Here is a 25,533-nt window from a genome sequence, read left to right as displayed (position 1 = left end):
CCTTGCGCGCGTCCCCCCGCCGAATGGAGCAGCACAATGAGCAGCACCGCTCAACAGCCACCCGAGCAGAGCACCGCCCGGTCCGATCAACTGACCAAGGTGTCCATCGCCGTCGGCTTCGCCGTCCTGTGCGCCACCTACATGCTCAACGCCATGGACCGGCAGCTCTTCTACCCCCTGCTCCCCGACATCTCCAAGGAGCTCGGGTTCTCCCTCGCAGAGTCGGGGTGGCTGGCGACGGGCTTCACGCTGGGGCTCGCGCTGGCCGGACTGCCCACCGGCTACCTGGCCGACCGGCTCTCCCGCAAGGCCATCATCATGGTCAGCGTCCTGGTCTACTCCCTCGGCACGCTGGCGATCCCGCTGTCGGTGGGCATCGCCGACATGAGCGTCTACCGGCTCGTCTCCGGCGTGGGCGAAGGCGTCCAGGCCACCGCGCTGTACGCGGTCGTCGGAGCGTTCTTCTTCCATCGCCGCTCGGTCGCCGCGGGTGTGATCGGCGTCGCCTTCGGCGCCGGTGTCTTCCTCGGCCCCCTCCTCGGCACCAACCTCGCCGGCGGCTTCGGCACCTGGCGCGCCCCCTTCTTCCTGTTCGCCTCGGTCGGGCTGCTGCTCTGCCTGCTCACCGCCCTGTTCGTGTCGCGCAAGCTGACCGAGGCCGTGACCGGCGGCACCGGCGAGAGCGCCGCCGTCTCCTACGACCACGTCCCCGCCTCGCCGTACAACCGCAACGTCCTCGGCGTGGGCCTCGTGTCCGCCGTGTCCGGCCTGGTCGTCTACGGCTACCTCGGGCTCTACCCGACGTTCCTCCGCGAGTCGCTCGGCTTCACCCCCGGTGACGCCGCGCTGGCCGTCTCCTTCTTCGGCTTCGGCGCGATGATGGCGCTGCCCGCCGGGTGGCTGGGCGACCGCATGAGCCAGCCGCGCCTGCTCGCCTTCGCCCTCGCCGCGACCGCCGTCAGCACCTACTTCATGTACCAGGTCGCCACCACGCCGTCGGCCCAGTACGTGCTGTCCTTCCTGGTCGGCACCTTCGGCAGCGGGTTCCTGTTCACCAACTGCGCCACCGCTATGCAGCGTGCCGTACGACCTGAGCACGTCGGACGCGGCGCCGGCTTGTTCATCCTCTTCTACTACGTCGCCGCCGCCTTCTCCGGACTGCTGTTCGCCCGGCTGGTCGGACTGCTCGGCTGGGACGGCGCCGGCCTGTGGCAGCTGACCATCCTGCCCATCGTCGGCATCGCCGCGGTCGCCCTGCTGCAGACCTCCAAGATGGTGCTGCCGCGACAAGCCGCGAAATAGCGCCCGGCGCACCGGGACCATGTCCGCCGACGACGCCGGAGATGGTCCATCGGACGTCGCTGTAGGGACTTTGGTCCCTGCCGCCGCCCTGGCTCATGCCGGGAATCTTGTGCCATGTCCGCCGCACTCATCACCCGCCGGTTCGCCACCGAGCCCGCCTCCCCGCCCAGCCGGTCACTCGACCTGAGCGCCGCCCGGCACGGCGGCGATCCGGCCCGCCCGTTCGGGCACGTCCAGATGCTCGGCACGCTCGGGTACGGCCCGCCGCGCCGTCCCGTACCCGATGTGCTCGGTCTGAACGACCGGTGAACCGGGTGTCCGAGCCGATCCTGATCCAGGGCGGCATGGGAGTGGGCGTATCCGGGTGGCGGCTGGCGCGGGCCGTGGCCCGCACCGGCCAACTCGGCGTGGTGTCGGGGACCGCGCTGGACGTCACCCTGGCCCGGCGGCTGCAGGAGGGAGACCCCGGCGGGCACCTGCGGCAGGCGCTGGCCCGCTTCCCGGTGGCCGCGATCGCCGACCGGGTGCTCGGCCGCTACTTCATCCCCGGCGGCGTCGAACCCGGAACGCCCTACCGGCCGGTGCCCCGGCTCGGGCTGCGGCCCAGCCGCGCCCGTGACGAGCTCACCGTGGTCGCCAACTTCGCCGAGGTCTTCCTCGCCAAGCAGGGCCACGACGGCCCGGTCGGCGTCAACTATCTGGAGAAGATCCAGATGGCCACGCCCGCCGCCGTCTACGGCGCACTGCTGGCCGGTGTCGACTACGTGCTGATGGGCGCCGGCATCCCGGCGGAGATCCCGCACCTGCTCGACGAGCTCGCCGCGCACCGGCCGGGGCAGGTCACGATCGCCGTGGCCGGAGCCGGCGACGCCGTCCACACCGTCGGCCTGGACCCGCGCGCCCTCCTCGGCCGCTCCATGCCCCCGCTGGCGCGGCCCCGGCTGCTGGCGATCGTCTCCTCGCACGTCCTGGCCGCCTACCTGGCCCGCTCGGCGAACACCCGGCCGGACGGATTCGTCCTGGAAGGCCCGATCGCGGGCGGGCACAGCGCGCCCCCACGCGGCCGGATGCGGCTCGACCCCGACGGCGAGCCCGTCTACGGGCCGCGCGACGAGGTCGACACCGGCAAGGTGGCGGCGCTCGAGCTGCCGTTCTGGCTGGCCGGCGGCTACGGCGCGCCCGGCGGGCCGGCCAGGGCACTGGCCGCCGGGGCGAACGGGGTCCAGGTGGGGTCGGCGTTCGCGCTGTGCCGCGAGTCCGGGCTCGACGGCGAGCTGAGGCAGCGGCTGCTGCGGCGGGCCGCCGACGGCACACTGGAGGTGCGCAACGACCCGCTCGCCTCGCCGACGGGCTTCCCGTTCAAAGTCGCCGGCCTGCCCGGCACGCTGTCCGACACCCTGGTGTACGACGAGCGGCCCCGCCTGTGCGACCTGGGCTACCTGCGCACGCCGTACATCAAGCAGGAGGGCGGGGTCGGCTACCGCTGTCCCGCCGAGCCGGTCGACATCTATGTGCGCAAGGGGCGTCCGGCCGAGGAGGCCGACGGCCGCCGCTGCCTGTGCAACGCCCTGGTCGCGGCCATCGGCCTGGGCCAGCACCGGGCCGACGGCTATCACGAACCCGCGCTGCTCACCCTTGGCCAGGACACCGGCTTCCTCGCCGGCCTGCCAGCGGACCACTCGGCCGCCGACGTCGTGCGCCACATCCTGAAGGACGTGGCCCGATGACCTCCGGACCGCCGACGACCTCCGGACCGCTGGTCCGGGGCGTGCGCTCAGGCCGGGGCGTTGGCCGCGGGGACCAGCTCGAAGCCGGTGACGATCTCGGGACGGATGCGGATGACCTGGTCCATCGTCCCGGCCACCCAGGGGTGCAGGCGGGCCTGGAAACGCTCGATCTCCCGCGGATCGGTGACCAGGCGCGCCATGCCCGTGATGATCACGCTCCAGCCCAGCCGCTCGGCCCCGTCGAGCTCATCGGCCTCGAAGGCCACGACCGCTCCGGCCGGCGCCACCTCGGTGCTGAGGATGGTCCCCTGGCTGGAGCGGATGATCACGTTCCCGTCGACGACGATGTGGTTCACCGGCCGGACGGCCGGAAGGGCCTGGCGGGTGAAGACGATCCGGCCGAGTGGCACGCCAGCCAGGCGCCGCAGCGCCTCTTCCTCGGACAGGTTCTTGAGCTGCCGCAAGCCCGCCGTGCTGGATTTCACCATGCCATCCTCCCGGTTGCCCGCGCGTCCGTGACAGGGACGAAAGTCCCCTCTTTCCCAGAGGTGGTCGTGCGGGAGGGGGGCTTGCGCGTGCGCGAGGTGAGCTTTCGGGATGGTGGCTCGCGGGAGGTGAGCTTTCGGGAGGTCGGCTTGCGCGAGGTGAGCTTTCGGGAGCTGGGCTTGCGAGAGGTCGAGAGGGGAACAAGGAGTCGCTCATGAGTGTGACAGAGGACCGGATGACGCCCGACTGCGCGGCGATGCTGTCGGCCTACGCCGCCGACCTGACCTGCTCATCGCTGGCCGACACCAGCCGAACCGCGTACTTTCACCGCGTTCGCGGCTTCCTCACCTGGGTCGCCGGGTCCGGCGACGGCGTGCCGGCGGACACGTCCGCCGCCGTCCGGACAGCCCACCGCTACCGCCGCCACCTGCACGACCGCGGCTACAGTCCGGCGACGATCAACAGCGTCCTGGTCGCCATCGACGACCTCTACACCCGCCGCGGCCTGGGCGCCACCGGGATCCGTCAGCCGAGCACCCCCGTACCGGCCACCGGCCCTCGCTGAGCCCTCTCGGGCAGGCGCCCCGGGCGAAGGACTTTAGTCCCGGCGAAGGTGACCTTCGGCCCGGTCGCCGCGACCCGGCCGGGTCTAGCGTGAGGCACGTCCGCTCCACCTGACCACCAGCGGGGAGTACCCCTTCTACCTGACCACCAGCGGAGAGCACCACTTCTACCTGACCACCAGCGGAGAGCACCACTTCACCTGACCACCAGCAGAGAGCGCCCCAGGCAGTGTCCACACCACCCACGTCAGCGCGGCCCCGCACGCCTGCCCCGCCGAGGCCGAGGCCGGGACCGAGACCGGGGCCGGGGCGGGCTCGCGCGCGTCTGGCGGTCGGCAGGCTCGCCGTGCTGGCCGGGGTCGCCGTCGCGCTGATCGCGGGCCTGTCCGGAGGACTGGCCCTGCTGATCGCCCAGGTGCCCGCGCCGGTGGCGTTCACCGAGCAGCACGGGCCGCTGATGGCGCTGGGCTTCCTGGGCACGCTGATCGCGCTGGAGCGCGCGGTGGCGCTGCGCCACCGCTGGGCCTACCTCGCCCCCGCCCTGTCCGGGCTGGGCGCCGTCGCGCTGGCCGCCGGCGCCGAGCGGGCCGGCCAACTCGCGCTGACCGCCGCCGGCGGCTGGCTGGTGGGCGTCTACGTGGCGCTGCTGGGGCGGCGGCTGAGCTGCGAGACGGCCCTGCAACTGGCCGGGGGACTGGCCTGGTTCGCCGGCGGGTTGCTCTGGCTGGCCGGACGGCCGATCCCGGAGCTGATCGTCTGGTTCGCCGCCTTCCATGTGCTGACCATCGCCGCCGAACGGCTGGAGCTGGCGCACGTCGTCTTCCTGCGGACCAGCGCCCGGGGCGGACTGGTGGGCGCGGCCGCGCTGCTCGGCGCCGCAGCGGTGCTCTCCCTCGCGGACCCGGGCCTGGGCGCGCGGACGGCGGGGGCCGCGATGGTCGCGGTGGCAGCCTGGCTGGCCTGGTACGACGTGGCCCGCCGGACGGTCCGCGGCTCGGGATTGCCCCGGTACGCGGCCGTCTGCCTGCTCGCCGGATACGGCTGGCTGGCGACGGCCGGGGCGCTGTGGATCGTCACGGGCCTGTCGACCGGCGGCTACCTCTACGACGCGGCCCTGCACGCGCTGTTCCTCGGCTTCGTCATGTCGATGGTCTTCGGCCACGCCCCGGTGATCCTGCCCGCGCTGCTGCGCGTGCGGCTGCCGTACCGGCCGGTGCTGTACGCGCCGCTGGCGTTGCTGCACGTGGCGGTGGCGGCCCGCGTCATCGGGGACCTGACCGCGATCGGCCCGGTACGCACGCTGGGCGGCGTGCTGTCCGAACTCGCTCTGCTCTTGTTCGCCGGATGCGCGATCGCGGTGGCGCGCTCGCGCGCCGGTCACGATAGGAAGGCACCTGCGGTGAACCCCCTCGAGGTACGCATACAGAAGGGCCCGCAGCCGCTCACGCCGCCGCGTCCGCGCGCGTCCTGGCACCTGCGGGCGAACGCGATCGTGCTCGCGTGGCTGGGCCTGACCGTCGCGGTGGCGCTCGCCGGGGAGGCACTGCCCGCCCCGCGCTGGCTGCTCATCCACGTGTTCCTGCTGGGTGCGGTCTCCACCGCCATCCTCATCTGGAGCGAGCATTTCACCGTGGCGCTGCTCCGCGCGCGCACGCCCGGCCGGCGCGGCAGCCTGACGCGGCTCGCGCTGCTCAACGTCGCGACGGTCGCGATCCTGTACGGCGTCGCGGCCGGCCCCTGGCAGCTCGCCGCCGCCGGGGCGACCATGGCGGTGGGAGTCGTGCTGTGGCACGCCCACACCCTGATCTCGCTGGTACGGCACGCGCTGCCGGGCCGGTTCGGGCACGTCATCGGCTGGTACGTGTGCGCGGCCGGGGCGCTGGCCGCCGGCGGCGTCCTCGGCGGGCTGCTGGCGGCGCAGGTGGGCCACGGCGAGACGCACGAGCGGCTGCACGCCGCGCACGCCCAGGTGAACCTGCTCGGCTGGATCGGCCTGACCGTGCTGGGCACCCTGTTCACGCTGTGGCCGACGGTGCTGCGTACCCGTATGTCGGAGCGGACCCGCCGGGCGTCGCGGGCGGGGCTGCCGCTGGTGGCGGCGGGCCTGGCCGTGGCCGTCGCCGGGCTGGTGGCCGGCTGGCGGTGGATCGCGCTCGCCGGGCTGGTCGCGTACGCGGCCGGAACCCTGACCGCGCTGGTGCCACTGGCCGAGGCGGCCCGCCGGCGCCGCCCGCACACCGGGGCGGCCTGGATGCTTGGGGCCTCCGTCGTCTGGTTCGAGATCGCCCTCGTCGCCGACCTGGTGATCGTCGCCACCCGCCCGGCGGGGGAGGTGGCCGCCGCCCTGGCGCCGCTGCTGCCGCTCGTGCTAGTCGGGTTCATCGCCCAGGTGCTGCTCGGCTCGCTGCTACACCTGCTGCCCGCGGTGCTGGGCGGCGGCCCGGCCCGGTTCAAGGAGAACGCGGCGCTGCTGGAGCGCGGCTGGACGGCCCGGCTGGCGGCGCTCAACCTCGGCGTCCCGCTGCTGGCGCTGCCGGTGCCCACGCCGCTCGGGCTGCTGGGCTGGGCGCTGGTGCTGGCCGCCGGGGCCGCGTTCATCATGCTGGCCGTGATCGCGCTGACACGGGCGCGGGCCGCCGAGGCGGCGAAGGCGGGGGTGGCCGAGGGGGCGAAGGCGGGGGCGGCCGCGGATCGGCCCGCCCGCGACCGCGAGGGGCGCGGGCGGGCCTGGCCCGCAGTGGCCGGGGTGGCGGCCGGGTGCCTGCTGACGGCCGCCGCGGTCGTGGTGGCGACGACCGGCGGGGCCGGGCCGCAGACGCGGGTCACCGCCACCGGCGTGCAGACGGTCGAGGTGACGCTGTCCGGGATGAGCATCCGGCCCTCGGTGATCGAGGCCGCCGCCGGTACCGTCCTGACGCTGCGCGTCACCAACGCCGACGCCCAGCGGCACGACCTGCGGCTGGCCACCGGCGAGCGCACCCCCATGCTGGGGATCGGGCAGAGCGCCACGCTGACCTTGCGGCCCCTGGGCGAGGCGGTGGACGGCTGGTGCACCGTCGCCGGGCACCGCGCCGCTGGCATGACCATGCGAATCGTTCCGACGGGCACCACGGCACACCCCGCCGACCCCGGGCACACTGGGCACAGCGCGACGGGCACGGGCGAGACGGGCATGACAGGCACTGCGGGCGAGACCGGCACGACCGGCACTACGGGCGAGACCGGCACGACCGGCACTACGGGTGCGACTGGCATGAGTGGTGCCAGCCGACCTCTTGACCTGGCGGCGCCGATGTCGCCGGGCTGGACGCCGTACGACGCGGCGCTCGAACCCGCGCCCGGCGGAACGGAGCACGCCGTCGAGCTCCGGGTGGATGACAAGGTCGTACGCGAAGTAGCCCCTGGCGTGCGTCAGCGCGTGTGGACGTACAACGGCACTGTGCCCGGGCCGGTGCTGCGCGGCGGCGTCGGCGACGTCTTCACGGTCACCTTCGTGAACGGCGGCAGCATGGATCACGGCATCGACTTCCACGCCGGGGCGAACGCGCCCGACGGCGTGATGCGGAGCATCGCGCCGGGGGAGCGGCTCACCTACCGCTTCCGGGCCGAGTTCGCCGGAGCGTGGCTCTATCACTGCTCCACCATGCCGATGACGCAGCACATCGCGAACGGCATGTACGGCGCGGTGATCATCGACCCGCCCCGCCTGCCGAAGGTCGACCGCGAGTACCTGCTGGTGCAGGGTGAGCTCCACCTCGGTGAGCTGGGCAGCGACGCCCAGGTGGCCAAGATCCGCGAGGGCCGCCCGGACGGCTGGATGTTCAACGGCACCGCCGCCGGGTACGATCACGCGCCCCTGACGGCGAAGGCCGGCGAGCGGGTGCGGATCTGGGCCGTGGCCGCCGGCCCCAGCTCCGGCACGGCGCTGCACGTGGTGGGGGCGCCGTTCGACACGATCTACAGAGAAGGTGCGTACCAGTTGCGTGAGAGCGATCCCGGCGGCGCCCAGGTGCTGGATCTGGCCCCGGCCCAGGGCGGCTTCGCCGAGCTGGTCTTCCCGGAGGCGGGCACGTACCCGGTGGTGGACCACACGATGCGCCAGGCGGAGGGCGGCGCGCACGGCCTGTTCAAGGTGGGGGCCCGGTGACCTGGTGGTCAGTGGTGCGATTCCTGCACGTGCTGTCGGCGGCGCTGTGGGTCGGCGGGCAGCTCACGGTCTCCCTGGTGGTGCTGCCGCTGGCCCGCCACCAGTTGGACGCCGAGCGGCGCGGCCGGATGCTGACCGCGGTCGGCCGCCGGTTCGGGATGATCACCGGTGCCGTGTTCCTGCCCGTGCAGCTCGCCACGGGCGTGGCCATCGCCTGGCACAAGGGGGTCACCTGGGCGTCGCTGGCCGAGCCCGGCTACGGCCGGATCCTGGCCGCCAAGCTGGGGCTGTTCTGCGCGGTCATGGTCGCCGCGGCCCTGCACGGCTGGGCCAACGGCGCAGGGCACCGGCGCTCGGCCCGTGCCCTGGCAGTGGCCTCCCTGATCGGCTCGATCGGCATCATCCTGCTCGCCACCGCCCTACCAGCGACCTGACAACTCGGGCCGCCGGCCATCGCCCTACCGGCGACCTGACAACTCGGGCCGCCGGCCATCGCACTACCGGCGACCTGACGGCTCAGGTCACCAGCCACCGCCCTACCGGCGACCTGAGCCGTCAGGGGCGTCCGATCCGCCGGCTGCATTTCCTGGGGCTCGCCGCTGCCGGCCTCGCCGAGGATCTCGTGCATCCCGTCGAGAAGAGCCGCGAGATCGACCCCGGCGTCGATCAGCGCCGGCAGCAGGATCTCGTTCTCCTTGTCCAGATGTGCCTGGAAGATGGCATTCAGCGCGGCGGCCGGGCCGATGATCTCCCCTTGCGTGCCGGCGGTGGCGAGGTCGCCGGCCAGTTCGCGCAGGGTGAGATGTTCGGCGTGCATGGCTTGGACCAGCAGCCGCGTTCGCGGCAGGTCGCCGGCGACCCGGTAGAGCGTCTCCTCCTGCACTGGGATGGTCACGGCATCGGAGTGGTGTGAGTATCTTAGTGGGGGAGTGAAGGGGGCGTGATGGTCAGGCTGACCCGAGCGCAACAGCAGGAACGTACCCGAGCGGCCGTGCTGGCCGCGGCCGAACAGGAGTTCGCCGAGCGCGGATACAACGACGCCAAGATCGACCGGATCGCGGAGCGGGCCGAGCTGACCCGTGGCGCGGTCTACTCCAACTTCCCGAGCAAACGCGCGCTCTACCTGGCGGTCCTGGTCGACTCGATCGAGCCGGCGGGCATCGCCGGGACGCCGTACTCACCCGGCCTCGCCGAGGCGCTGGGCCTGTTCGCCCGTGCCCGGCTCGACCGGCTGCCGCTGACCGGTGACACCGCTGCCGGCGGGAAGCTGCGGCTGCGCTCACTGGCCGGGGTCTTCGACGACGAGCCGGGCCGCACCGCGCTGGCGCAGGTCACCAGACTGGAGGCGCTGCTGCTCGCGCTTGCCCTGGAATCACGAGCACCGCGTACGGGACGCCGGGTACGGCTGGCCGAGCTGGTCCTCACCCTGCTGAACGGAGCCGGCCACCTGGCCGACGCCGCGCCCGGCTTCGTCGACCCCTTCGACGTGGCACGCGCCTGCGAGCACCTGGCGGGCCTCGACCTCGCCGACACCTGGGATCCGCCGCACCTGCCCTTCGTCCCTCTGGCGGACGACGTCGAGGAGCCTTGGCAGCCGCCCGCGTCGTCGCCGGACGAGATCACCGGCCGCCAGGTCGGATTCGACGCCGACGGCGTGATCGCGGTCCTCGGCGCCGGCCGGCTGGAAGCCGCCGAGGAGGCCGTCCGCGCGGCCCGTCCGGGCGACCGGGTCACCGTGGCCGTGGTGACGAGCGATCCGGCCGAGATCGGGCGCCTCATCCGGCTCAGGATCGGCGACCTCGTCGGGTGCCTGCGCGGCGTGCTCGCGCCGGACGCCTGGCAGGGCCCCCACCTCGTCCTCGGCTCCGCCGTCGCCTCGGCCGCAGGAATCCTGGACACCGGCGACTCCACCGAGGCCGCGGTACGCGTCCAAGCGGGCAAGATCGTCGCCCGCGCCCGAGGCCGAGGCGCCGCCTACGCCGTGGCGACGGCAGAACACCGGTGACCCGTCACCCGCGTGGGATGCCCAGGGTGGCGAGCAGGTCCGCTGACCGTAACTTGCGTGGGATGCCCAGGGTGGCGAGCAGGTCCGCTGACCGTAACTTGCGTGGGATGCCCAAGGTGACGAGCAGGTCCGCTGACCGTCACCCGCGTGGGATGCCCAAGGTGACGAGTAGGTCCTCATGAAGCTGGAACCACACCGCGTGATAGGACGCCATGCCGTCCGTCAGGTAGTCCAGCTCACCGGACCTGGCGCGGGTGAGCGCATCGGTGAGCCGGGTCCGATACCGCCCGAATCGCGGCATCGCACGCGACAGCGCCGTGCAGACGACGTCGGCACGCTGATCGAATTCCACGAACCGGTCCAGGACCCGGGCGTCGTAGGCCGCGTCGGTGTGGTCGTTCATGGTCGCGACACCGTCGACGGGTCGCAGCTGCCAGGCCGTACACAGATCGAGCAACTCCGGGTTGAGCACCAGGAAGCCGTCGAACGCCTGCGTCACCGCCGCGCGGGCGCCGGCCGCGTCCAGCTCGGCGGAGATCCGCTCGGCGTCCGCGGCGCGGCCGGCCTCGGTCAGCCCCCACCCGCCGAATTCACCGGGCACCCGTGTGACGAGTCCGGCCACCGCGAGATCGATCAGCTCGGACTCCGCGTCGGCCTCGGGGAGCCCGGCCGTTTCCGCCAGCCGGGACAGCGCGGTGAAGCCCATGCAGCGGAGGGTGTGGAGGACCAGCAAGTCAATGCTCGTCGAATGAGGCGAGTTCGGCACGGCGACAGGGTACACGGATGATCTGGATTCACCCGCTTTCGGCGGAAGTCGAGGAGAACGCCCGCGTTCTTGGCGGCAAAGCGTACGGACTGATCGCCTTGAAGCGACTGGGGCTGCCGGTGCCGCCCGGGTTCGTCATCGGCACCGGGGCGGGCCGCGCCTTCCTGCGCGACGGGCGGCTCGCCGACGGCCTCGACGCCGAGTTGGCGGCTGCCGTCGCCGAGCTCGAAACCGTCACCCGGCGGCGGCTCGGCGGCCCCGAACGGCCCCTGACGGTGTCGGTCCGCTCGGGTGGCAGCGTGTCGATGCCCGGCATGCTGAGTACGATCCTCAACCTCGGCCTCACCACCGAGGCCACGAAGGGACTGGCAGCCGAGACGGGCGACCCGCGGTTCGCGCTCGACTCACGCCTGCGATTCCTGACCGGCTTCGCCTCCACCGCCCTCGGCCTGGCCCCGGAGACCCTGCGACGGCCAACAGACACTCAAGTCCCTGCAGACACTCAAGTCCCTGCAGACACCCAAGTCCCTACGGGCACCCAGGCCCGCGACGCCACCGGCCCGGAGCATCCCACTGACGCCTGGGATGCCGCCGGCGCGGAGCGGCTGGCCGATGCCGTTGCGGGCGTTGAGGCTCTTATCCGTGAAAGGGCGGGAGCGCCGGTTCCGGAGGACGCCGGACGGCAGTTGCAGCTGGCAGTCCGGGCGGTGTTCGCGTCCTGGGACACGCCGCGTGCCAAGACCTACCGCGAGCTGCACGACATCCCGCACGACCTCGGCACCGCCGTCACCGTGCAGGCGATGGTGTTCGGCAACCGTGACCGGCACAGCGGCACCGGCGTCGCCTTCAGCCGCGACCCGAACACCGGCGAGCAGGCTCCCTTCGGTGAGGTCCTGTTCGGCGGCCAGGGCGAAGAGGTCGTCTCCGGTACGTCGTCCACCCGGCCGCTGACGGACCTGGCCGGACGCGAGCCGGATGTGTGGACCGGCCTGGTACGAGCCCTGAACCGGATCGAGGAGCACTACCGGGACGCGTGCTACGTGGAGTTCACCTTCGAAGCGGGCGAGCTGTGGATCCTCCAGGTGCGGCCCGCCGGCCTGGCCGGCCGCGCCGCCGTCCGCGTGGCGGTCGACCTGGCCGACGAGGGCGTCATCAGCCGCCAGGAGGCACTGCTCAGGATCTCCCCGCATCATCTTCGGCACGCTCGCACACCCCGGCTGGCGACCGATGACGTCCTCACCCGGGGGCTCGGCGCCTGCCCGGGCGTCGCCACAGGCGCCATCGCGACCACCGCCGACAGGGCCGCCCGGATGGCCGCCGACGGCCCGGTCATCCTCGTGCGCCCGCACACCTCCCCGCTCGACATGCACGGCCTGGCCGCCGCCGCCGGCGTCCTCACCGCGAGCGGCGGACCGGCCAGCCACGCCGCCGTGGTCGCGCGGGCGATGGGCAAACCCGCCGTCGTCGGGGTCACCGACCTCACGGTCGACGTCGCTGAGGGCCGCGTACGGATGGGGGCGCGTACGTATGCGGAAGGCACGCTCATCACCATCGACGGGACCAGTGGCGAGGTCGCCGCCGGCGCCCACCGCGCCACCACCGCCACCAGCGACCCCCACCTGGGCCGCCTGCTCACCTGGGCCGACGAAGCCGCACCCAGATACGCCGGCGAGCCGTGAACGTGCCCATCTGGCCGCCCTGGTCCGTGCGGGAACCACCTGCATCGGCGGCAAGCTCGTCGAACGTCCAGAAGGGGTCGCCGGCATGAACGACAAGATCACCACCGGAACGCTGCACCACGTCGAAGTATGGGTGCCTGACCTTCAGCGCGCTGTCATCAGCTGGCAGTGGCTGCTGCAGGCGCTCGGATACACCCTCTTCCAGGACTGGAGCGCAGGGCGCAGTTGGCGGCTGGGGGCCACCTACCTGGTCCTGGAACAGTCCTCCGCGCTCAGCACCGACCGGCACGACCGCTGCCGCCCTGGAGTGAACCACCTGGCCTTCCACGTGGAAAGCCGCGCCCTGGTCGAGGCTCTGGCCGAGCAGGCGCCCGCCCACGGCTGGACCCTGATGTTCCCCGATCGCCACCCGCACGCCGGTGGCGAACGGCATTACGCCGCCTATCTGGAGGACATGGACGGGTTCGAGGTCGAACTCGTCGCCATGGACCGGATCCCCGGCTCTTGACGGCTGGTCATCCGGAGAACAGTTCCCGGTTCCTCTCCAGGAATTCCCGCAAAGACGTCGCCGGGCGGCCCGCCACCGCCTCGATCGTGCCGAAAACGCCGTCCGGCTCGATCAGGGAGCCGTTCCGCGTACGCTCGAAGACGTTGCGGACGCACGCCATGTAAACGGGGTCAGCGCCTGCCGCGACCATGTTGTCGTAGAACGCCGGTGGTTCTGCCGGCTCGTACCGCCACGGCTGTCCGGTCACCTTGCCCAGCAGTTCGGTGATCTCACTCAGCGATGCGGCTTCGGCGGCCAGGTCGTAGGCCCGGCCATCGTGCGGTCCGGGATCGCGCAGCACAGTGGCCGCGACCTCGGCGATGTCGGAGACGTCCACCCAGTTCGGCCGTGCTTCGCCGACGAAGTGCGTGAGCACGCCCGGCGCCCCGACGCTCAACCGCAGGTTCTGCATGAAGGAAGCGGGGCGCAGGTGCGTGTGGCCGAGCCCAGAGCGTTCGATGTACGCCTCGACGAGCTGATGCCAGGCGAAGTGGACGATGGTGGTGTCCTCGGCGGCGGACACCCCGACATGGACCAGATGGGAGACGCCTTCGGCCTTGGCCGCGTCCACGGCCGCCTTGGACTGCGCCAGCATCCTCACGTCGTATCCGGTGACCAGGAACACCCGGTCGACACCCGCGAACGCGGGCCGCACCGCCTCCAGCCCGGCGGTCTCCGCCTCGTCCAGATCGAGACGGCGCACCTCGACCGCACGCTCCCGCAACCAGGCCGCGGCATCCGGACGGCGGGTGGCGACGACCAGGCGCAGGCGTCCCTCCTGATGATCGGGAACGAGCATGTCGACAAGCGCGGAGCCGATCGCCCCGGTGGCCCCCATGACCAGAACGGTTGCCGGTGCCATATCTCCTCCATGTTCGGCCAGCTGGGCTGCGATGCGGGTCATGGGGGAAACGTAAAGCCTCACGTCGGCGTGAGGGTCAAGCGCCTAGAATCCTGAGCATGCACATCGGTGAGCTGGCGCGGCGCACCGGCGTGAGCGTGCGGGCGCTGCGCTATTACGAGGAGCAGGGCCTCTTGGTGCCGGCGCGGGCCGCCAACGGCTACCGCGAGTACACAAAGGCCGCCGTGGACGTGGTCGGCTGCATCCAACTGCTGTACGCGGCGGGCCTGTCCAGCACCAAAGTCGCCGAGGTGCTGCCCGCTGCGTGCCGCGACGCCGAAGGGGTCGTGCTGTCCGGGGAGTTGACCGGGGAGCTGGAAACGGTGCGGGCACGGCTGATCGGCGAGATCGAGGAGCGTCAGGCGTCGCTGCGCCTGCTTGACGAGGTGATGGCCGCCGCGTGTTGGGACGGCGTGACCCTTCAGGAAGAAAACCCGCTTCCACACGTGGGCCTTCGCATGGGGCTCACCGGGTTAGCGGCAGAGCCTGGGTGAGCCCTTCGCGGCTGGTATCACCACGCTGCGCTGGACCGGCTCGTGAAGAGGTGCGGATCGACGACGACCCGCGCCGCTCCTTCAGCCGCTGACCTGTCACGCGTCCCGTGCCCGCAGCAGCAGCCCGCCGGTCACGAGGGCCGCGCCGGCCCATGCCGCCAGGACGCCCAGGCCGGCCCACGGGCTGAGGGGCAGACCGGACAGCTGAGTGGTCGCCTGGATGGTGAGCCCGGCGGTCGTCGGGGAGATCTGCCACAGCAAGGTGGCGAGGTCCGGGTCGGGAATCATGAGGATGACGGCGGGAAAGAGGTAGAGCAGGCCGAGGACGACGCCGATGGCGGCCGCGGAGTCCCGTACGGCGGTGGCGATGCCCAGGCTGAGCAGGGCGACCAGCGCGAGGTAGAGGACCGAGCCGACGGCGGCGCGCACCATCGGCCCGTCGAAGGCCAGCCGGGCCGGGGGGAAGCCGTTGCCGAGCAGGATGCGCTGCCCGGCCAGGGCGGACCCGAGCACGGCGAGGCCGCCTGCGGCCAGTGTCAGCCCGGTGAGCAGGACGGCCTTCACGGCCAGGACGGCGATCCGGTTCGGCATCGCGGCCAGGGTGGTGCGGATGAGGCCGGTGCCGAACTCGCCGCTGATCGCCCCCACCGCCAGGACGGCGACGACCGCCTGACCCGCCTGAATCCCGAAAAGGCTGATCTTGGCGGGGTCGTAGCCGCAGCCGGCCGAGGCGCAGGACACGACGGTGGCCGCCGCGACGCTCACGGCGACGGTGACCGCGACCAGAGCGAGCAGAAGCCGGCCGGTACTGGGCAGGGTGCGAAGTTTCGTCCATTCCGCGTGCAGGTATCGCATCATGCGTCCCTCCGGCGCAGCTGGACGACGGCCAGGCCGAGGGCCAGCGCCGCGTAGCCGCACAGCACGGCGAACCCGGCCCACGGCGCCAATGGGTAGAACCCGGCGAGCGGCGCGTAGTGCCCGAGCACGTGGGCGTACTCGGGGATGCTCTGCTGGATCGCGAAGCCCGCGGCCGGAGTCACGCTGAGCAGCCAACGCGCGGCCGCGTCGGGCAGCACGGAGGTGGTCGCCAGGACGTGCGGGACCACGAGCAGCAGCACGGTCGCGATGACCGCGCCGACCGCGCGCCGAAGCAGCGCGCCCAGGGCGAGGGCGAGCACCGCGGCGACGGCGAGCAGCGCCGCCATGCCGACGACCACCCGCACCTCGGTGAGCTGGGACACCGGAAGGATCTGGTTGCCGTTGGCGCGCAGGATCCGGGTGCCGAACGTGAGGGTGATCCAGGTGGCGGCGAGCCCGGCGGCGAAGGTGACTCCGGCGATCGTGACGGCCTTGGCCACCAGCATCCGGCCACGGCCCGGGACGGCGAGCAGGGTGGTGCGGATGAGCCCGTTCCGGTACTCGGCGGTGATGAACATGACCGCCACCACGATCACCACGATCAGGCCGGTCAGCACCCCGGTGAGCGTGCGCTCGACGGTCTGCCCCTCGATGGACGGCGCGATGTCGCCCACCCCGGTGACGCTGAACGTGCCGCCGGAGCGGCCGGCGCGGCCCGGATGGTGGGCGGACCCGTCGGGCGCCTTCGTGGCGCCGATGTCGTCATCGCGCCACCCGCCGGACGTCTCGCCTGACAGGGCGACCTGGTCGAAGACGGCGGTGGCCTCGGTGAAGCGCGAGGCCGAGACGGATCCGCCGAGATCCCCCTGGGTCACCGTCAGATCGCCGGGGGAGGCGGCGAAGAGCCCGATCTCGACCGTGGCCGGCAGCCCGGTCAGGCGAGCGGTGCCGACCTCGGCCCAGTTCGTGCCGTCGGCGGACTCGTACCCGATGAGGGTGTCGCCGGAGCGGGTCAGCCGCAGCCAGCGCGGCGCGTCCCGCGACACGCCGCCCGGACGCCCGGCCACGTCGTGGGTGAAGTCGTGCTGCATCCGCGTCCCGTGCGCCCCGGTGACCAGCACCGCCGCGTACGCCGAGCCCTGCTTCGTGCTCTCCTTGACCATGACTCCGGCCTTCGCCCACGGTACGAGCCCCGCGACGACATTACGGACCCCGGGGGTGACGTCGGGTTTGCGGATCTCGCCGGTCATGGAGGTCAGGCGGGCGGTGATGCCGCCGTCCCCGGCCAGCGCCCGGTGAACGAAGAAGAACTTGTCCTCCACGGCCTCCCCGCCCGGCCCCACGGGAACCGCGGGACAGGCGCTCTCCACGGGACCGGCGCCGCACGACGCGAGGCTGCCCGAGGCGGACGACAGGCCGAGCAGCACGATGACCAGCGCCGCCGCGGCCAGGGCGAGCACCCAGCCGCGTACCGTCCTGAACTTCGTCCACTCCGCGCGCACCGCCCTCACGCCGTGCCCCGGAACTCGGCCGCGTCCCTGGTGAGCTCCAGGTACGCCTGCTCCAGCGTCACGCGGTGGGCGGCCACCTCGGCGAACGCCACCCCGCCCGCGGTGAGCAGGGCCACGACCCGCTCGGCGGGCAGCCCCGCGACGACGAGCGTGTCCGGTCCGGTGACGGTCACGGCGGCGCTCGCGTGGGCCAGCGCCGCCCGCGCGCGCTCCGGCGCCGTCGTGCGGAGCGTGACCCTGCCACCGGCGGCGGCGGCGATCAGCTCGGCCACGCCGGTGTCGGCGATGACCCGGCCACGCCCGACCACAACGAGCCGGTCGGCGGCGTCTTCCAGCTCGCTCATCAGATGACTGGAGATCAGCACCGCGCGTCCTTCGCCGGCCAGCGAGCGCAGGAGGCCGCGGATCCACACGATGCCCTCGGGGTCGAGCCCGTTGACCGGCTCGTCCAGCATCAGCACCGGCGGGTCACCGAGCAGCGCCGCGGCGATCCCCAGCCGCTGCCGCATGCCGAGCGAGAAACCGCCCGTCCTGCGGCGGGCCACCGAGGTCAGCCCGACTTGCTCGATCACCTCGTCCACCCGCCGGACGGCCAGCTTCTGGGAGTGGGCCAGCCACCGCAGATGGTCGCGCGCGCTGCGGCTCGGCTGCAGCGCCGCCGCGTCCAGCAGCGCGCCGATGTGGCGCAGGGGCGTGCGCAGGCTCGTGTACGGCCGTCCGCCGACCAGGGCGTGCCCCTCGTCGGCGGCGTCCAGGCCGAGGATCACCCGCATGGTGGTGGACTTGCCCGCGCCGTTGGGCCCGACGAACCCGGTGACCTGCCCCGGCCGGACGGTGAAGGACATGCCGTCCAGCGCCAGGGTCGGGCCGAACCGCTTGCGCAGCCCGGACACTTCGATGGTTGCTTGCATGGGATCGGTTGTACGCATATGCCCCTTACGTGGGCCGAACAAGGGCTGTCACACCGCTGTTAGGTCCGGCACGGCATCCTGGAGTCCTGCACTCTTGGGGGAGATCGATGCCGCGACGCCTGGCCACCGTACGGTGGCGCTTCACCCTCTTGTACGCGGGTGTGTTCCTCGCCTCCGCCGTCGGGCTGCTGGTCATCAGCAACCTCATCGGCCTGAGCGGGACGCGGATCAGCGAGAGCGCGCCCGCCGGGCAGCCACCGGGCGGGCCTGCCGACGCCACCGCGCAGGCGCTCATCGCACAGTTGTTGGAGGCGCGGGAGGCTCAGTTCCGCCAGATCCTGATCGGCTCGGCGGTCGCCCTCGCCGTCGTGGCCGTGCTGTCACCCGTGCTGGGCCACCTCATCGCGGGCCGGGTGCTGCTCCCGTTGCGGACGATCACCGACGCCACCCGCCGGATCTCCGCCGACAACCTGCACGCGCGGCTGGCGGTGCCGGGCCCGGCCGACGAGGTGAAGGATCTCGCCGACACCATCGACGACCTGCTCGGCCGGCTGGAGGGCGCCTTCGCCGCGCAACGCCGGTTCGTCGCCGACGCCTCCCACGAACTGCGCACCCCGCTGGCCACCATGCGGGCGTCCCTTGACGTGGCCATCGCCAAGCCCGGCCCGGTGCCCGTACCGACCGTCGCCCTGGCCGACCGGCTGCGCACCGAGCTCGACCAGGTCGACCGCCTCCTGGAGGGCTTCCTCACCCTCGCCCGCGCCCAGCACGGCGCTCTCGTCGACCGGCAGGAGGTCTCGCTCGGGCGCCTGGTGGCGGCCGCCCTGGACGCCAGGGCCGCCGACCTCGCCGCCAAGGACCTCACCGTCCACGACGAGCTCGATGACGCCTGGACCCGGGGCAGCGCGACGCTGCTGTCCCGCATGGTCGGCAACGTGATCGACAACGCCATCGTGCACAACCACGAGCACGGCTGGATCAAGGTCACCGTCACCTCGGGCGCGCTGCTCGTCGTGGAGACCGGCGGGCGCGTGCTCGACCAGGCGCAGGTGGCGCGGCTGGCCGAGCCGTTCCAGCGGCTCGCCGCGGATCGCACCGGCTCCGACACCGGCTCCGGGCTGGGCCTGTCGATCGTCGCCGCCATCGCCACCGCGCACGGCGGCGACGTGGACCTGCGCGCCCGGCCGGAAGGCGGCCTCCGGGTCGCCGTCACGCTGCCACCGGCGGAGGTTCTGGCATGAGGGGTTTCGTGACGGAGGTTCCGTCAGCCCCGGGGGCGGAGGTTCGAGCGTGAGGGTGCTGGTGGCGGAGGACGCCCGCGCTCTGGCCGCCGTCCTGGCCGAAGGGCTGCGCGACCAGGGCATGGCCGTGGACGTGGCGCACGACGGGCTGGAGGCCGCGGCCAAGCTCGACCTCAACCCCTACGACGTGATCGTCCTCGACCGCGACCTGCCGGGCATCCACGGCGACACCCTCTGCCAGATGATCACCGAACACGACCAGCGGGTGATGGTCCTGATGCTGACCGCCGCCGGCGCGCCCGGCGACCGGGTCAGCGGCCTGGCGCTGGGCGCCGACGACTACCTCGCCAAGCCGTTCCACTTCCCCGAGCTCGTCCTGCGCATCCGCGCGCTGGCCCGCCGCCGGCCCGCCGCCCGCGCGCGCGTCCTGCGCGCGGCGGGCATCGAACTCGATCCCGTACGACGGGTCGCCACCCGCGACGGCCGCCACCTGGACCTGTCGGTCAAGGAGTTCGCCCTTCTGGAAGCCCTGCTGAGCGCCACCCCCGCCTTCCTCAGCGCCGAGGACCTCCTCGAACAGGTCTGGGACGAGTACGCCGACCCGCTCACCAACACCGTCACCGTCACCATCAGCCGACTACGCCGCAAACTCGGCGATCCCCGCGTCATCACCACCACCCCCGGCGTCGGCTACCGCATCGCCGACGCACCCGAGGACCCTGCCTGACCACGCCCGTACGGGGTTTGCTCATTGAACGGCCAGGGCACCTCAAGCTTTTACCGGATCAACGAGGCCAGCGTGAGCTGTTTCCCGACCGCCGCCGACGTCGTCATGGGCCATCCGGCGCCGGCCGTGCCCACCTGCGAGTGAAGGAGCAGCGCCATGGCGCATGAGGCCGGACTGGGCGGGCTTCACGACGGCCAGGCTGCCGCATCTGCGGTACGTGGCCTGCGACACCGGCACCGGCCAGGTCCTCGGGTGGGTGGCCGCCTCGGCGGTGTCGGCCCGTCCGGTGTACGCCGGGGTGGTCGAGCACAGCATCTACGTCCATCCGGGCTGCCAGGCCCACGGCATCGGCAGGGCGTTGCTGTCGGCCTTCGTGACCGGCAGCGAGGACGCGAACGTGTGGACGATTCAGACCGGGATCTTCCCGGACAACGCCGCCAGCCTGTCCCTGCACCAGGCGTTTGGGTTCCGCGTGGTGAGCGTCCGTGAGCGAATCGGCCGGCACTACGGCGTATGGCGCGATGTCGTGATGATGGAACGGCGCAGCTCCGTGGCCGGCGTCTGACCGGAAGCACGCCGTCCCGACCTCATCGGGTGACGGCTGATCGTCGGTGATGTCGTACGCGGGTCTCCTCCCCGCTGTTCGAGTCAGCCTGCGGGCACGGGACGCCTGGCGAAGCCGGCGGGGCGCGGCGCCAGCAGCACGATGATCGCGACATAGGCCGCCAGTGTCAGCGCGGAGGCGAGCCCGCTGTACTCCAGGTACCAGCCGGGCACCGACGGATTCGCCGGCGCCGGGGTGCTGAACAGGGCGCCGGCCACGAAGCCGAGCAGGCCGAGGCCGGCGAACACCCAGGCGGCGACACGGGCGGTGGTGCTGCCCCGGAGCACCACCGCGGCCAGGACGACGAAGATCGCCGACATCAGCACCGAGGTGGCGACGCCGAGCCAGGAGATGTTCGTGGGCCCCTCGGAGAGTTGCTTGGCGAGCGCGTCGGCGGTCATCTCCCCGCCCAGGACATCGCGGAGCGCGAACGATAAGGCGAGGTCGGTGAGTTCGAGGGCCGCCTGGACGACCAGAAGGGCCGCGGCGATCGTCATGGTGCGGGGACGTCCGGGAGTGTTCATGTGTGTCTTCCTGATCGGTCAGGGATGGGATCTCATTCGCTGCGCAGTCCGCCTGGCTTGGTCAGGCGCCAGAGCAGCGGCAGACTGGCCGTGGTGGTCAGGAGGATGACCAGGGCGGCCGCGCCGGAGGTGGCGCCGATGCCGAGCCAGTCGAACCGGATCGGGGCTGATGCGGTGGCCTGCAGGATCGCCGCCAGGCCGGCGCCGGTGACGACGGCCAAGGACAGGCCGAGCAGTACGGGGATGGCCATCTGGTAGAGGACCGATCCGGCCAGGGTCGCCCGGGGGGTGCCGAAGGCGACGAGCACGGCGAGCAGCCGGCGCCGTTCGCGGAGTTGCTCGACGATGTTGACCAGCATGCTCGCGCCGATGAGCAGCAGCAGCGCCGTGGCTCCGACGAGAAGCCCCTGCCGGATGCCCACCAGCGTCTCCTCCACGGTCCGCGTCTGGATCAGCATGACCTGGGCGGTCGGGTCGACCTGGGCGGCGGCGTTGCGGAGCCGGTCGAGGGCGTCGGGATCGGCGGGATCCAAGCCCACGTAAAGGTCGAAGAACGACAGGTCCGGACGAGTGCCGCGCAGCGCGGCGGGGGTGACCAGGAGGGTCGTCCCGGCTTGGGGCAGGTCGCCCCGGACGGCGGGGACGGTGCGGGCCGAGGCGGGCAGGGTCCACCCCGGGGCCCGCTCGCCCGGTTCGCCGAGGGTGTAAGCGCTGCCGGCGCGGGGCACCGCCGCGTTCGGCCCGGCGACCACGAACGTGTCGCCGTCGGCGCAGGCGTCAAGCGCGGCGAGCTGCCGTAAGACGGCGCAGTCGCCGACCTTCAGCCTGGTCCCGGCCGCCTGCGCGGCGGATCGCGCCGGCGTGGCCGTCACCTGTGCCACGGAGTCGGCCGCGCGGACCCCGGAAGCCGTGCTGAGCGAGGCCGACCAGCGCTCCTGGGTGCCGGCGTGCGGCAGCACCACGACCTGAAACCGGCCGGTGTCCCGCCCGGTCTCCTGCGTGTACTGAGCCTGCACCGCGACCAGCAGCCCCTGCACCGCGATCGCGGCCGCGACCGAGACGGCGATGCCGGACACGGCGCGCACCGCCGTGCCACTGTCGAGCTGCAGCCGGCGTACCGCCAGCTGCCAGGCGACGCCACCGCCGCCCAGCCGGCGGACCGCCGCCGCCACCAGCCAGGGCAGCAACAGCGCCACGCCGATCAGCAGCGCCGCCACCCCCGCCATGACCTGGTACGCGAACCCGTCCGTGAGGCCGGAACCGCCGGAGAACATCGGAGCGAGCAGGCCGAGGCCGGTCACCGGCAGGATGAGCCGCCACCACAGCCGGCGACGGCGGTCACCACCACGGCGGACCACGCCGAGCGGTTCGACCAGCACCCGCCGCAGCGAGGACACCGTGACCAGCACCGCGGCGACCGGGACGAGCACCACGACCAGCGCCGCCAGAGCCGGGGCCGGCCGGAGATCGGCCAGGTAGAAGCTCAGGTCGGCCGGCACGAACCGGGCGGCCAGCAGGCCTGCCACGAGGAAGAGCAGCCCACCTGCGACGAGCCCCAGCAGCGCGCCGGCCAAGGTCTCCCCGGCGGCGATCCGGCGCGTCATGGCGGCGTCCGCGCCGACCAGCCGCAGCGCGGCGAGTTGCCGGTCACGGGCCTCGCCGCCGAAACGCACCGCGGTGGCCAGGAAGACCGCGACCGGCAGCAGCAGCACCACCAGGCCGACCGCGCCCAGCAGCAGCAGAATCGCCGCGATCCCCTCGTCGGCGTCCCGCGTGCCGAACGACCGGATCCGGGTGGCGGAGTCCTCGGTCAGCCGGTCGCTGCCGAGGTAGAACGCGTACTCCCCGGGGCCGGCCAGCCCTGGCGCGCCGATCGTGCCGACCACCCGCGCACCCCACCGGCCACGCAGCAGCGCCCCCTCCTCGGCGGTGAGCAGCTGGGCGAGAGCGGGTGAGGCCACCATCTCGCCGGGAGCCGGCCACCTGGTCACACCGGGCGGCAGCGGAGCCCGCGCACCCTCCGGCCGCACCAGCCGGCCGTGGATCGTCCGGTCCCGGTAGTGCGAGTCGACGGCGGCCGTCAGCAGCGTGTCGGCGCCCCGGGGCACCGGCTCCGCCGCGACGACCGCGCGGGCGGCGAGCCGGGCGTCGCGGGCTGCCACCAGGGACGGGATCGTCGCGGCGATGAGCAGCATGGCCACCCCGAGTCCCACTCCGACGGAGATCATGGCCAGCCGAGCCCAGCCCGAGCGGCCCGCCACACTCAGCCGAACCCCCAACGCCAGCTCACCACCCCACCGCCCGGCCCTCACCGCACATACTCCTGCTCGCGTACGCGGCCGTCGCGGACCACGGCCTCCCGGTCGGAGTAGGCGGCTACCCGTGCCTCATGGGTCACCAGCACCACCGCCGCGCCGGTCTGCTGGGCCGCCGCGGTGAACAACCGCATCACCCGCTCGCCGTTCAGGGAGTCCAGCGCCCCTGTCGGCTCGTCGGCGAAGATCACCCGCGGACGGGTGACCAGCGCGCGGGCCACGGCCACCCGCTGCCCCTGCCCGCCGGAAGCCTGCCCCGGGCGCTTCCCGGCCACGTCGGCGACCTCCAGGCGGTCCAGCCATTCGGCGGCGGACCGCTGCGCCTGGCGACGGCCGACGCCGGCCAGCCGCAACGGCAGCGCCACGTTCTCCAGGCAGCTCAGCTCAGGCACCAACTGCCCGAACTGGAAGACGAAGCCGAACTCGGTCCGGCGCAGCGCGCTGCGCCGCGCGTCGGACATCGCCGACAGGTCATGACCGTCGAACCTCACCCGGCCGGAGTCAGGGGAGAGGATCCCGGCCAGGCAGTGCAGCAGCGTGGACTTGCCGGAGCCGGACGGCCCCATCAGCGCCAGCACCTCCCCGGCGTGCACCCGCAGCGACGCGGAGCTCAACGCCGGAGTGGGACCGAAGCTCAGGTGCAGGTCCTCGGCGGTCAGGAGGGCGTCATCGGCCATGGGGGACGCCATCACGGGCGGACCTGGTCGGCGAGCTGGTCGAGGCGGGCGGCGGTGAGCTCCAGCCAGCGCAAGTCGGCCTCCAGGTGGAACAGGGCGTGGTCGCAGATGAGCTGGTCGGCCAGGTCCCCGTCGCTCTTGCGGCGGGTCAGCTCGCGCATCAGCCGCAGGTGCTCGGCGCGCTGGCCGTCCAGCAGGTCGGCGGCGTCCCGCCCGGTGAGCAGCGCCAGGACGACCTTGGTGTAGAGCGTGCTCTGCAGGTACGGCTCGGGCTTCTCCGGCTGGGCCAGCCAGCCAGCCACGTCGGTGACGCCGGCCGAGGTGATCGCGTACCGCTTGCGCTCCGGGCCGTCGCCGGGCTCGGATTCCACCTCCACGAGGCCGTTCTTCAGCAGCCGCGCGAGGGTTGAATAGACCTGGCCGTAGTGCAGCGCCCGGCCGTGGCCGAACCGCTCGTCGTAGAAGCGCTTGAGGTCGTAACCGTGTCGTGGACCGGACTCCAGCAGGCCCAGGAGGGCGAAACCAACGGACATGCCGATCACTATACACATGGTTTATACACAGAGTGTCTAGTCGCCCTGGCCCGCACGGCGGGGCACCCACCGGGGCGTCGCGTGGGGGAGCGGTGCTCTGGGCAGGAATGGAGGCGGAAGAAGCCGACTTGACGGGAGTCCTGTATGCGAATCGGTGTCGTTTTTCCGCAGACCGAGATCGGCGCGGACGTGGGTGCGGTGCGCGCGTACGGACAGGCCGCCGAGGAGCTGGGCTTCCGGCACCTGATGGCCTACGACCACGTCGTCGGCGCCGACCCCGCGGTCCACCAGGGCTGGCAGGGGCCCTATGACCTGCGCAGCACCTTCCACGAGCCGATGGTCCTGTTCGGCTATCTCGCCGCGCTGACCTCGCTGGAACTCGTCACCGGCGTCATCATCCTGCCGCAGCGGCAGACGGTGCTGGTGGCCAAGCAGGCGGCTGAGGTCGATCTGCTCAGTGCCGGCCGGTTGCGGCTGGGCGTGGGGCTCGGCTGGAACCAGGTCGAGTACGAGGCGCTCGGCCAGGACTTCACCACCCGAGGCAGGCGGATCGAGGAGCAGGTCGGGCTGATGCGCCGGTTGTGGACCGAGGAGTCGGTCACGTTCGGCGGCGCCTTCCACCGGGTGACGGGAGCGGGCCTGGCGCCGCTGCCGGTGCGGCGGCCGATCCCCGTCTGGTTCGGCGGGCAGTCACCCCCGGCCTACCGCCGGGCCGGACGCCTGGCCGACGGGTGGTTCCCGCAGATGCCCCCGGGGCCCGATCTGGACGCGGCCAAGGCGATGGTCGAGGAGGCCGCCGCGCAGGCCGGGCGTGACCCGGCCACGCTCGGCATGGAAGGCCGGGTCAGCTGGACGGGCGACGCCGGGGACCTGGTGGCGTCGGCCCGCCGGTGGCGGGAGTCCGGCGCCACGCACCTCGCCGTCAACACCATGAAGGCGGGACTGCGCTCGGCCGACGAGCACATCGGCGCCCTGGCCGCCGCCGCGGACGCGCTCGGCCTGCGTACCGGCTAGG

At 72.8% G+C, this 25,533-nt stretch carries 25 protein-coding genes; 15 read left to right on the top strand and 10 right to left on the bottom strand.

What is annotated here, in order from left to right:
* Nucleotides 1-36 precede the first annotated feature (36 nt).
* From IEY87_RS13580 to IEY87_RS13570, 3 genes are all read left to right on the top strand, one after another.
* Nucleotides 37-1,302, top strand: a complete 1,266-nt coding sequence (locus tag IEY87_RS13580) for an MFS transporter (protein WP_189138984.1) — start codon at nt 37-39, stop codon at nt 1,300-1,302.
* 114 nt (nt 1,303-1,416) lie between these two features.
* Nucleotides 1,417-1,611, top strand: coding sequence for a hypothetical protein (locus tag IEY87_RS13575; RefSeq protein WP_189139454.1), 195 nt, complete (start codon nt 1,417-1,419; stop codon nt 1,609-1,611).
* A 5-nt stretch (nt 1,612-1,616) separates the two neighbouring features.
* Nucleotides 1,617-3,029, top strand: a complete 1,413-nt coding sequence (locus tag IEY87_RS13570; RefSeq protein WP_189138983.1) for a nitronate monooxygenase — start codon at nt 1,617-1,619, stop codon at nt 3,027-3,029.
* A gap of 47 nt (nt 3,030-3,076) precedes the next feature.
* On the opposite strand, the gene IEY87_RS13565 is transcribed toward IEY87_RS13570, so the two are convergent.
* Nucleotides 3,077-3,517: a pyridoxamine 5'-phosphate oxidase family protein gene (locus tag IEY87_RS13565; RefSeq protein WP_189138982.1), complete on the bottom strand. Its 441-nt coding sequence runs from the start codon at nt 3,515-3,517 to the stop codon at nt 3,077-3,079.
* Between the two features lie 212 nt (nt 3,518-3,729).
* Here IEY87_RS13565 and IEY87_RS13560 point away from each other — a divergent pair, with 212 nt between their 5' ends.
* The 5 genes from IEY87_RS13560 to IEY87_RS13540 all read left to right on the top strand — a co-directional run bounded on the left by IEY87_RS13560 (nt 3,730) and on the right by IEY87_RS13540 (nt 10,230).
* Nucleotides 3,730-4,080: a site-specific integrase gene (locus tag IEY87_RS13560; protein ID WP_189138981.1), complete on the top strand. Its 351-nt coding sequence runs from the start codon at nt 3,730-3,732 to the stop codon at nt 4,078-4,080.
* Nucleotides 4,081-4,424: 344 nt separating this feature from the next.
* Complete coding sequence (locus IEY87_RS46660; RefSeq protein ID WP_268241357.1) at nt 4,425-8,225, top strand: DUF8744 domain-containing protein; 3,801 nt, start codon at nt 4,425-4,427, stop codon at nt 8,223-8,225.
* Nucleotides 8,222-8,659, top strand: a complete 438-nt coding sequence (locus IEY87_RS13550) for a hypothetical protein (RefSeq protein ID WP_189138980.1) — start codon at nt 8,222-8,224, stop codon at nt 8,657-8,659. The genes IEY87_RS46660 and IEY87_RS13550 overlap by 4 nt, the downstream gene beginning before the upstream one ends.
* Nucleotides 8,660-8,847: 188 nt before the next feature.
* Nucleotides 8,848-9,138 (top strand): hypothetical protein, encoded by a 291-nt coding sequence (locus tag IEY87_RS13545; protein WP_189138979.1) that lies wholly within the window; start codon nt 8,848-8,850, stop codon nt 9,136-9,138.
* 30 nt (nt 9,139-9,168) lie between these two features.
* Nucleotides 9,169-10,230: a TetR/AcrR family transcriptional regulator gene (locus tag IEY87_RS13540; protein WP_189138978.1), complete on the top strand. Its 1,062-nt coding sequence runs from the start codon at nt 9,169-9,171 to the stop codon at nt 10,228-10,230.
* A gap of 139 nt (nt 10,231-10,369) precedes the next feature.
* Here the strand turns inward: IEY87_RS13540 and IEY87_RS13535 are convergent, their stop codons facing one another.
* Nucleotides 10,370-10,936, bottom strand: a complete 567-nt coding sequence (locus IEY87_RS13535) for a transcriptional regulator (RefSeq protein ID WP_225277361.1) — start codon at nt 10,934-10,936, stop codon at nt 10,370-10,372.
* Nucleotides 10,937-11,013: 77 nt separating this feature from the next.
* Here IEY87_RS13535 and IEY87_RS13530 point away from each other — a divergent pair, with 77 nt between their 5' ends.
* Together IEY87_RS13530 and IEY87_RS13525 are read left to right on the top strand one after the other, a co-directional pair.
* The gene (locus IEY87_RS13530; protein ID WP_189138977.1) at nt 11,014-12,675 is read left to right on the top strand and encodes a pyruvate, phosphate dikinase; all 1,662 of its coding nucleotides are present in this window, start codon (nt 11,014-11,016) and stop codon (nt 12,673-12,675) included.
* 85 nt (nt 12,676-12,760) lie between these two features.
* Nucleotides 12,761-13,183 carry a VOC family protein gene (locus IEY87_RS13525; protein ID WP_189138976.1) on the top strand — a complete coding sequence of 141 codons (423 nt, stop codon included), beginning with the start codon at nt 12,761-12,763 and terminating at the stop codon, nt 13,181-13,183.
* Between the two features lie 7 nt (nt 13,184-13,190).
* On the opposite strand, the gene IEY87_RS13520 is transcribed toward IEY87_RS13525, so the two are convergent.
* Nucleotides 13,191-14,126, bottom strand: coding sequence for an NmrA family NAD(P)-binding protein (locus IEY87_RS13520; protein ID WP_189138975.1), 936 nt, complete (start codon nt 14,124-14,126; stop codon nt 13,191-13,193).
* A 56-nt stretch (nt 14,127-14,182) separates the two neighbouring features.
* Here IEY87_RS13520 and IEY87_RS13515 point away from each other — a divergent pair, with 56 nt between their 5' ends.
* Nucleotides 14,183-14,617, top strand: coding sequence for a MerR family transcriptional regulator (locus IEY87_RS13515; RefSeq protein ID WP_189138974.1), 435 nt, complete (start codon nt 14,183-14,185; stop codon nt 14,615-14,617).
* A gap of 96 nt (nt 14,618-14,713) precedes the next feature.
* Here the strand turns inward: IEY87_RS13515 and IEY87_RS13510 are convergent, their stop codons facing one another.
* Genes IEY87_RS13510 through IEY87_RS13500 form a run of 3 tightly spaced genes read right to left on the bottom strand, consistent with a single transcriptional unit; the run spans nt 14,714 to nt 17,897 of the window.
* Complete coding sequence (locus IEY87_RS13510; protein WP_189138973.1) at nt 14,714-15,475, bottom strand: ABC transporter permease; 762 nt, start codon at nt 15,473-15,475, stop codon at nt 14,714-14,716.
* The gene (locus tag IEY87_RS13505; RefSeq protein WP_189138972.1) at nt 15,472-16,986 is read right to left on the bottom strand and encodes a hypothetical protein; all 1,515 of its coding nucleotides are present in this window, start codon (nt 16,984-16,986) and stop codon (nt 15,472-15,474) included. Before IEY87_RS13505 ends, IEY87_RS13510 begins: the two co-directional genes overlap by 4 nt.
* Entirely contained in the window at nt 16,983-17,897 is a 915-nt protein-coding gene (locus IEY87_RS13500; protein ID WP_189138971.1) for an ABC transporter ATP-binding protein, read from the bottom strand. Before IEY87_RS13500 ends, IEY87_RS13505 begins: the two co-directional genes overlap by 4 nt.
* Nucleotides 17,898-18,004: 107 nt before the next feature.
* On the opposite strand from IEY87_RS13500, the gene IEY87_RS13495 reads away from it, so the two are divergent.
* The 3 genes from IEY87_RS13495 to IEY87_RS13485 all read left to right on the top strand — a co-directional run bounded on the left by IEY87_RS13495 (nt 18,005) and on the right by IEY87_RS13485 (nt 20,430).
* Complete coding sequence (locus tag IEY87_RS13495; RefSeq protein ID WP_189138970.1) at nt 18,005-19,138, top strand: HAMP domain-containing sensor histidine kinase; 1,134 nt, start codon at nt 18,005-18,007, stop codon at nt 19,136-19,138.
* Between the two features lie 49 nt (nt 19,139-19,187).
* Entirely contained in the window at nt 19,188-19,865 is a 678-nt protein-coding gene (locus IEY87_RS13490; RefSeq protein ID WP_189138969.1) for a response regulator transcription factor, read from the top strand.
* 163 nt (nt 19,866-20,028) lie between these two features.
* Entirely contained in the window at nt 20,029-20,430 is a 402-nt protein-coding gene (locus IEY87_RS13485) for a GNAT family N-acetyltransferase (RefSeq protein WP_189138968.1), read from the top strand.
* An 83-nt stretch (nt 20,431-20,513) separates the two neighbouring features.
* Here the strand turns inward: IEY87_RS13485 and IEY87_RS13480 are convergent, their stop codons facing one another.
* From IEY87_RS13480 to IEY87_RS13465, 4 genes are read right to left on the bottom strand one after another with little or no spacing between them, the layout of a single operon-like run.
* Complete coding sequence (locus IEY87_RS13480) at nt 20,514-20,993, bottom strand: hypothetical protein (RefSeq protein ID WP_189138967.1); 480 nt, start codon at nt 20,991-20,993, stop codon at nt 20,514-20,516.
* A 32-nt stretch (nt 20,994-21,025) separates the two neighbouring features.
* Complete coding sequence (locus IEY87_RS13475; protein WP_189138966.1) at nt 21,026-23,305, bottom strand: FtsX-like permease family protein; 2,280 nt, start codon at nt 23,303-23,305, stop codon at nt 21,026-21,028.
* Nucleotides 23,302-23,985 carry an ABC transporter ATP-binding protein gene (locus IEY87_RS13470; protein WP_189138965.1) on the bottom strand — a complete coding sequence of 228 codons (684 nt, stop codon included), beginning with the start codon at nt 23,983-23,985 and terminating at the stop codon, nt 23,302-23,304. Before IEY87_RS13470 ends, IEY87_RS13475 begins: the two co-directional genes overlap by 4 nt.
* A gap of 11 nt (nt 23,986-23,996) precedes the next feature.
* A complete protein-coding gene (locus tag IEY87_RS13465; protein ID WP_189138964.1) occupies nt 23,997-24,518 on the bottom strand; it encodes a PadR family transcriptional regulator in 522 nt (173 codons plus the stop codon).
* A 144-nt stretch (nt 24,519-24,662) separates the two neighbouring features.
* Here IEY87_RS13465 and IEY87_RS13460 point away from each other — a divergent pair, with 144 nt between their 5' ends.
* On the top strand, nt 24,663-25,532 hold the full coding sequence (locus IEY87_RS13460; RefSeq protein WP_189138963.1) for an LLM class F420-dependent oxidoreductase: 870 nt from the start codon (nt 24,663-24,665) through the stop codon (nt 25,530-25,532).
* Nucleotide 25,533: the final 1 nt, after the last annotated feature.

It is taken from the genome of Nonomuraea glycinis, from assembly GCF_014646515.1.
Lineage (GTDB): Bacteria > Actinomycetota > Actinomycetes > Streptosporangiales > Streptosporangiaceae > Nonomuraea > Nonomuraea glycinis.
The sequence above is the reverse complement of the archived record's forward strand: the minus strand, read 5'-3'. Positions and strand labels throughout refer to the sequence as shown.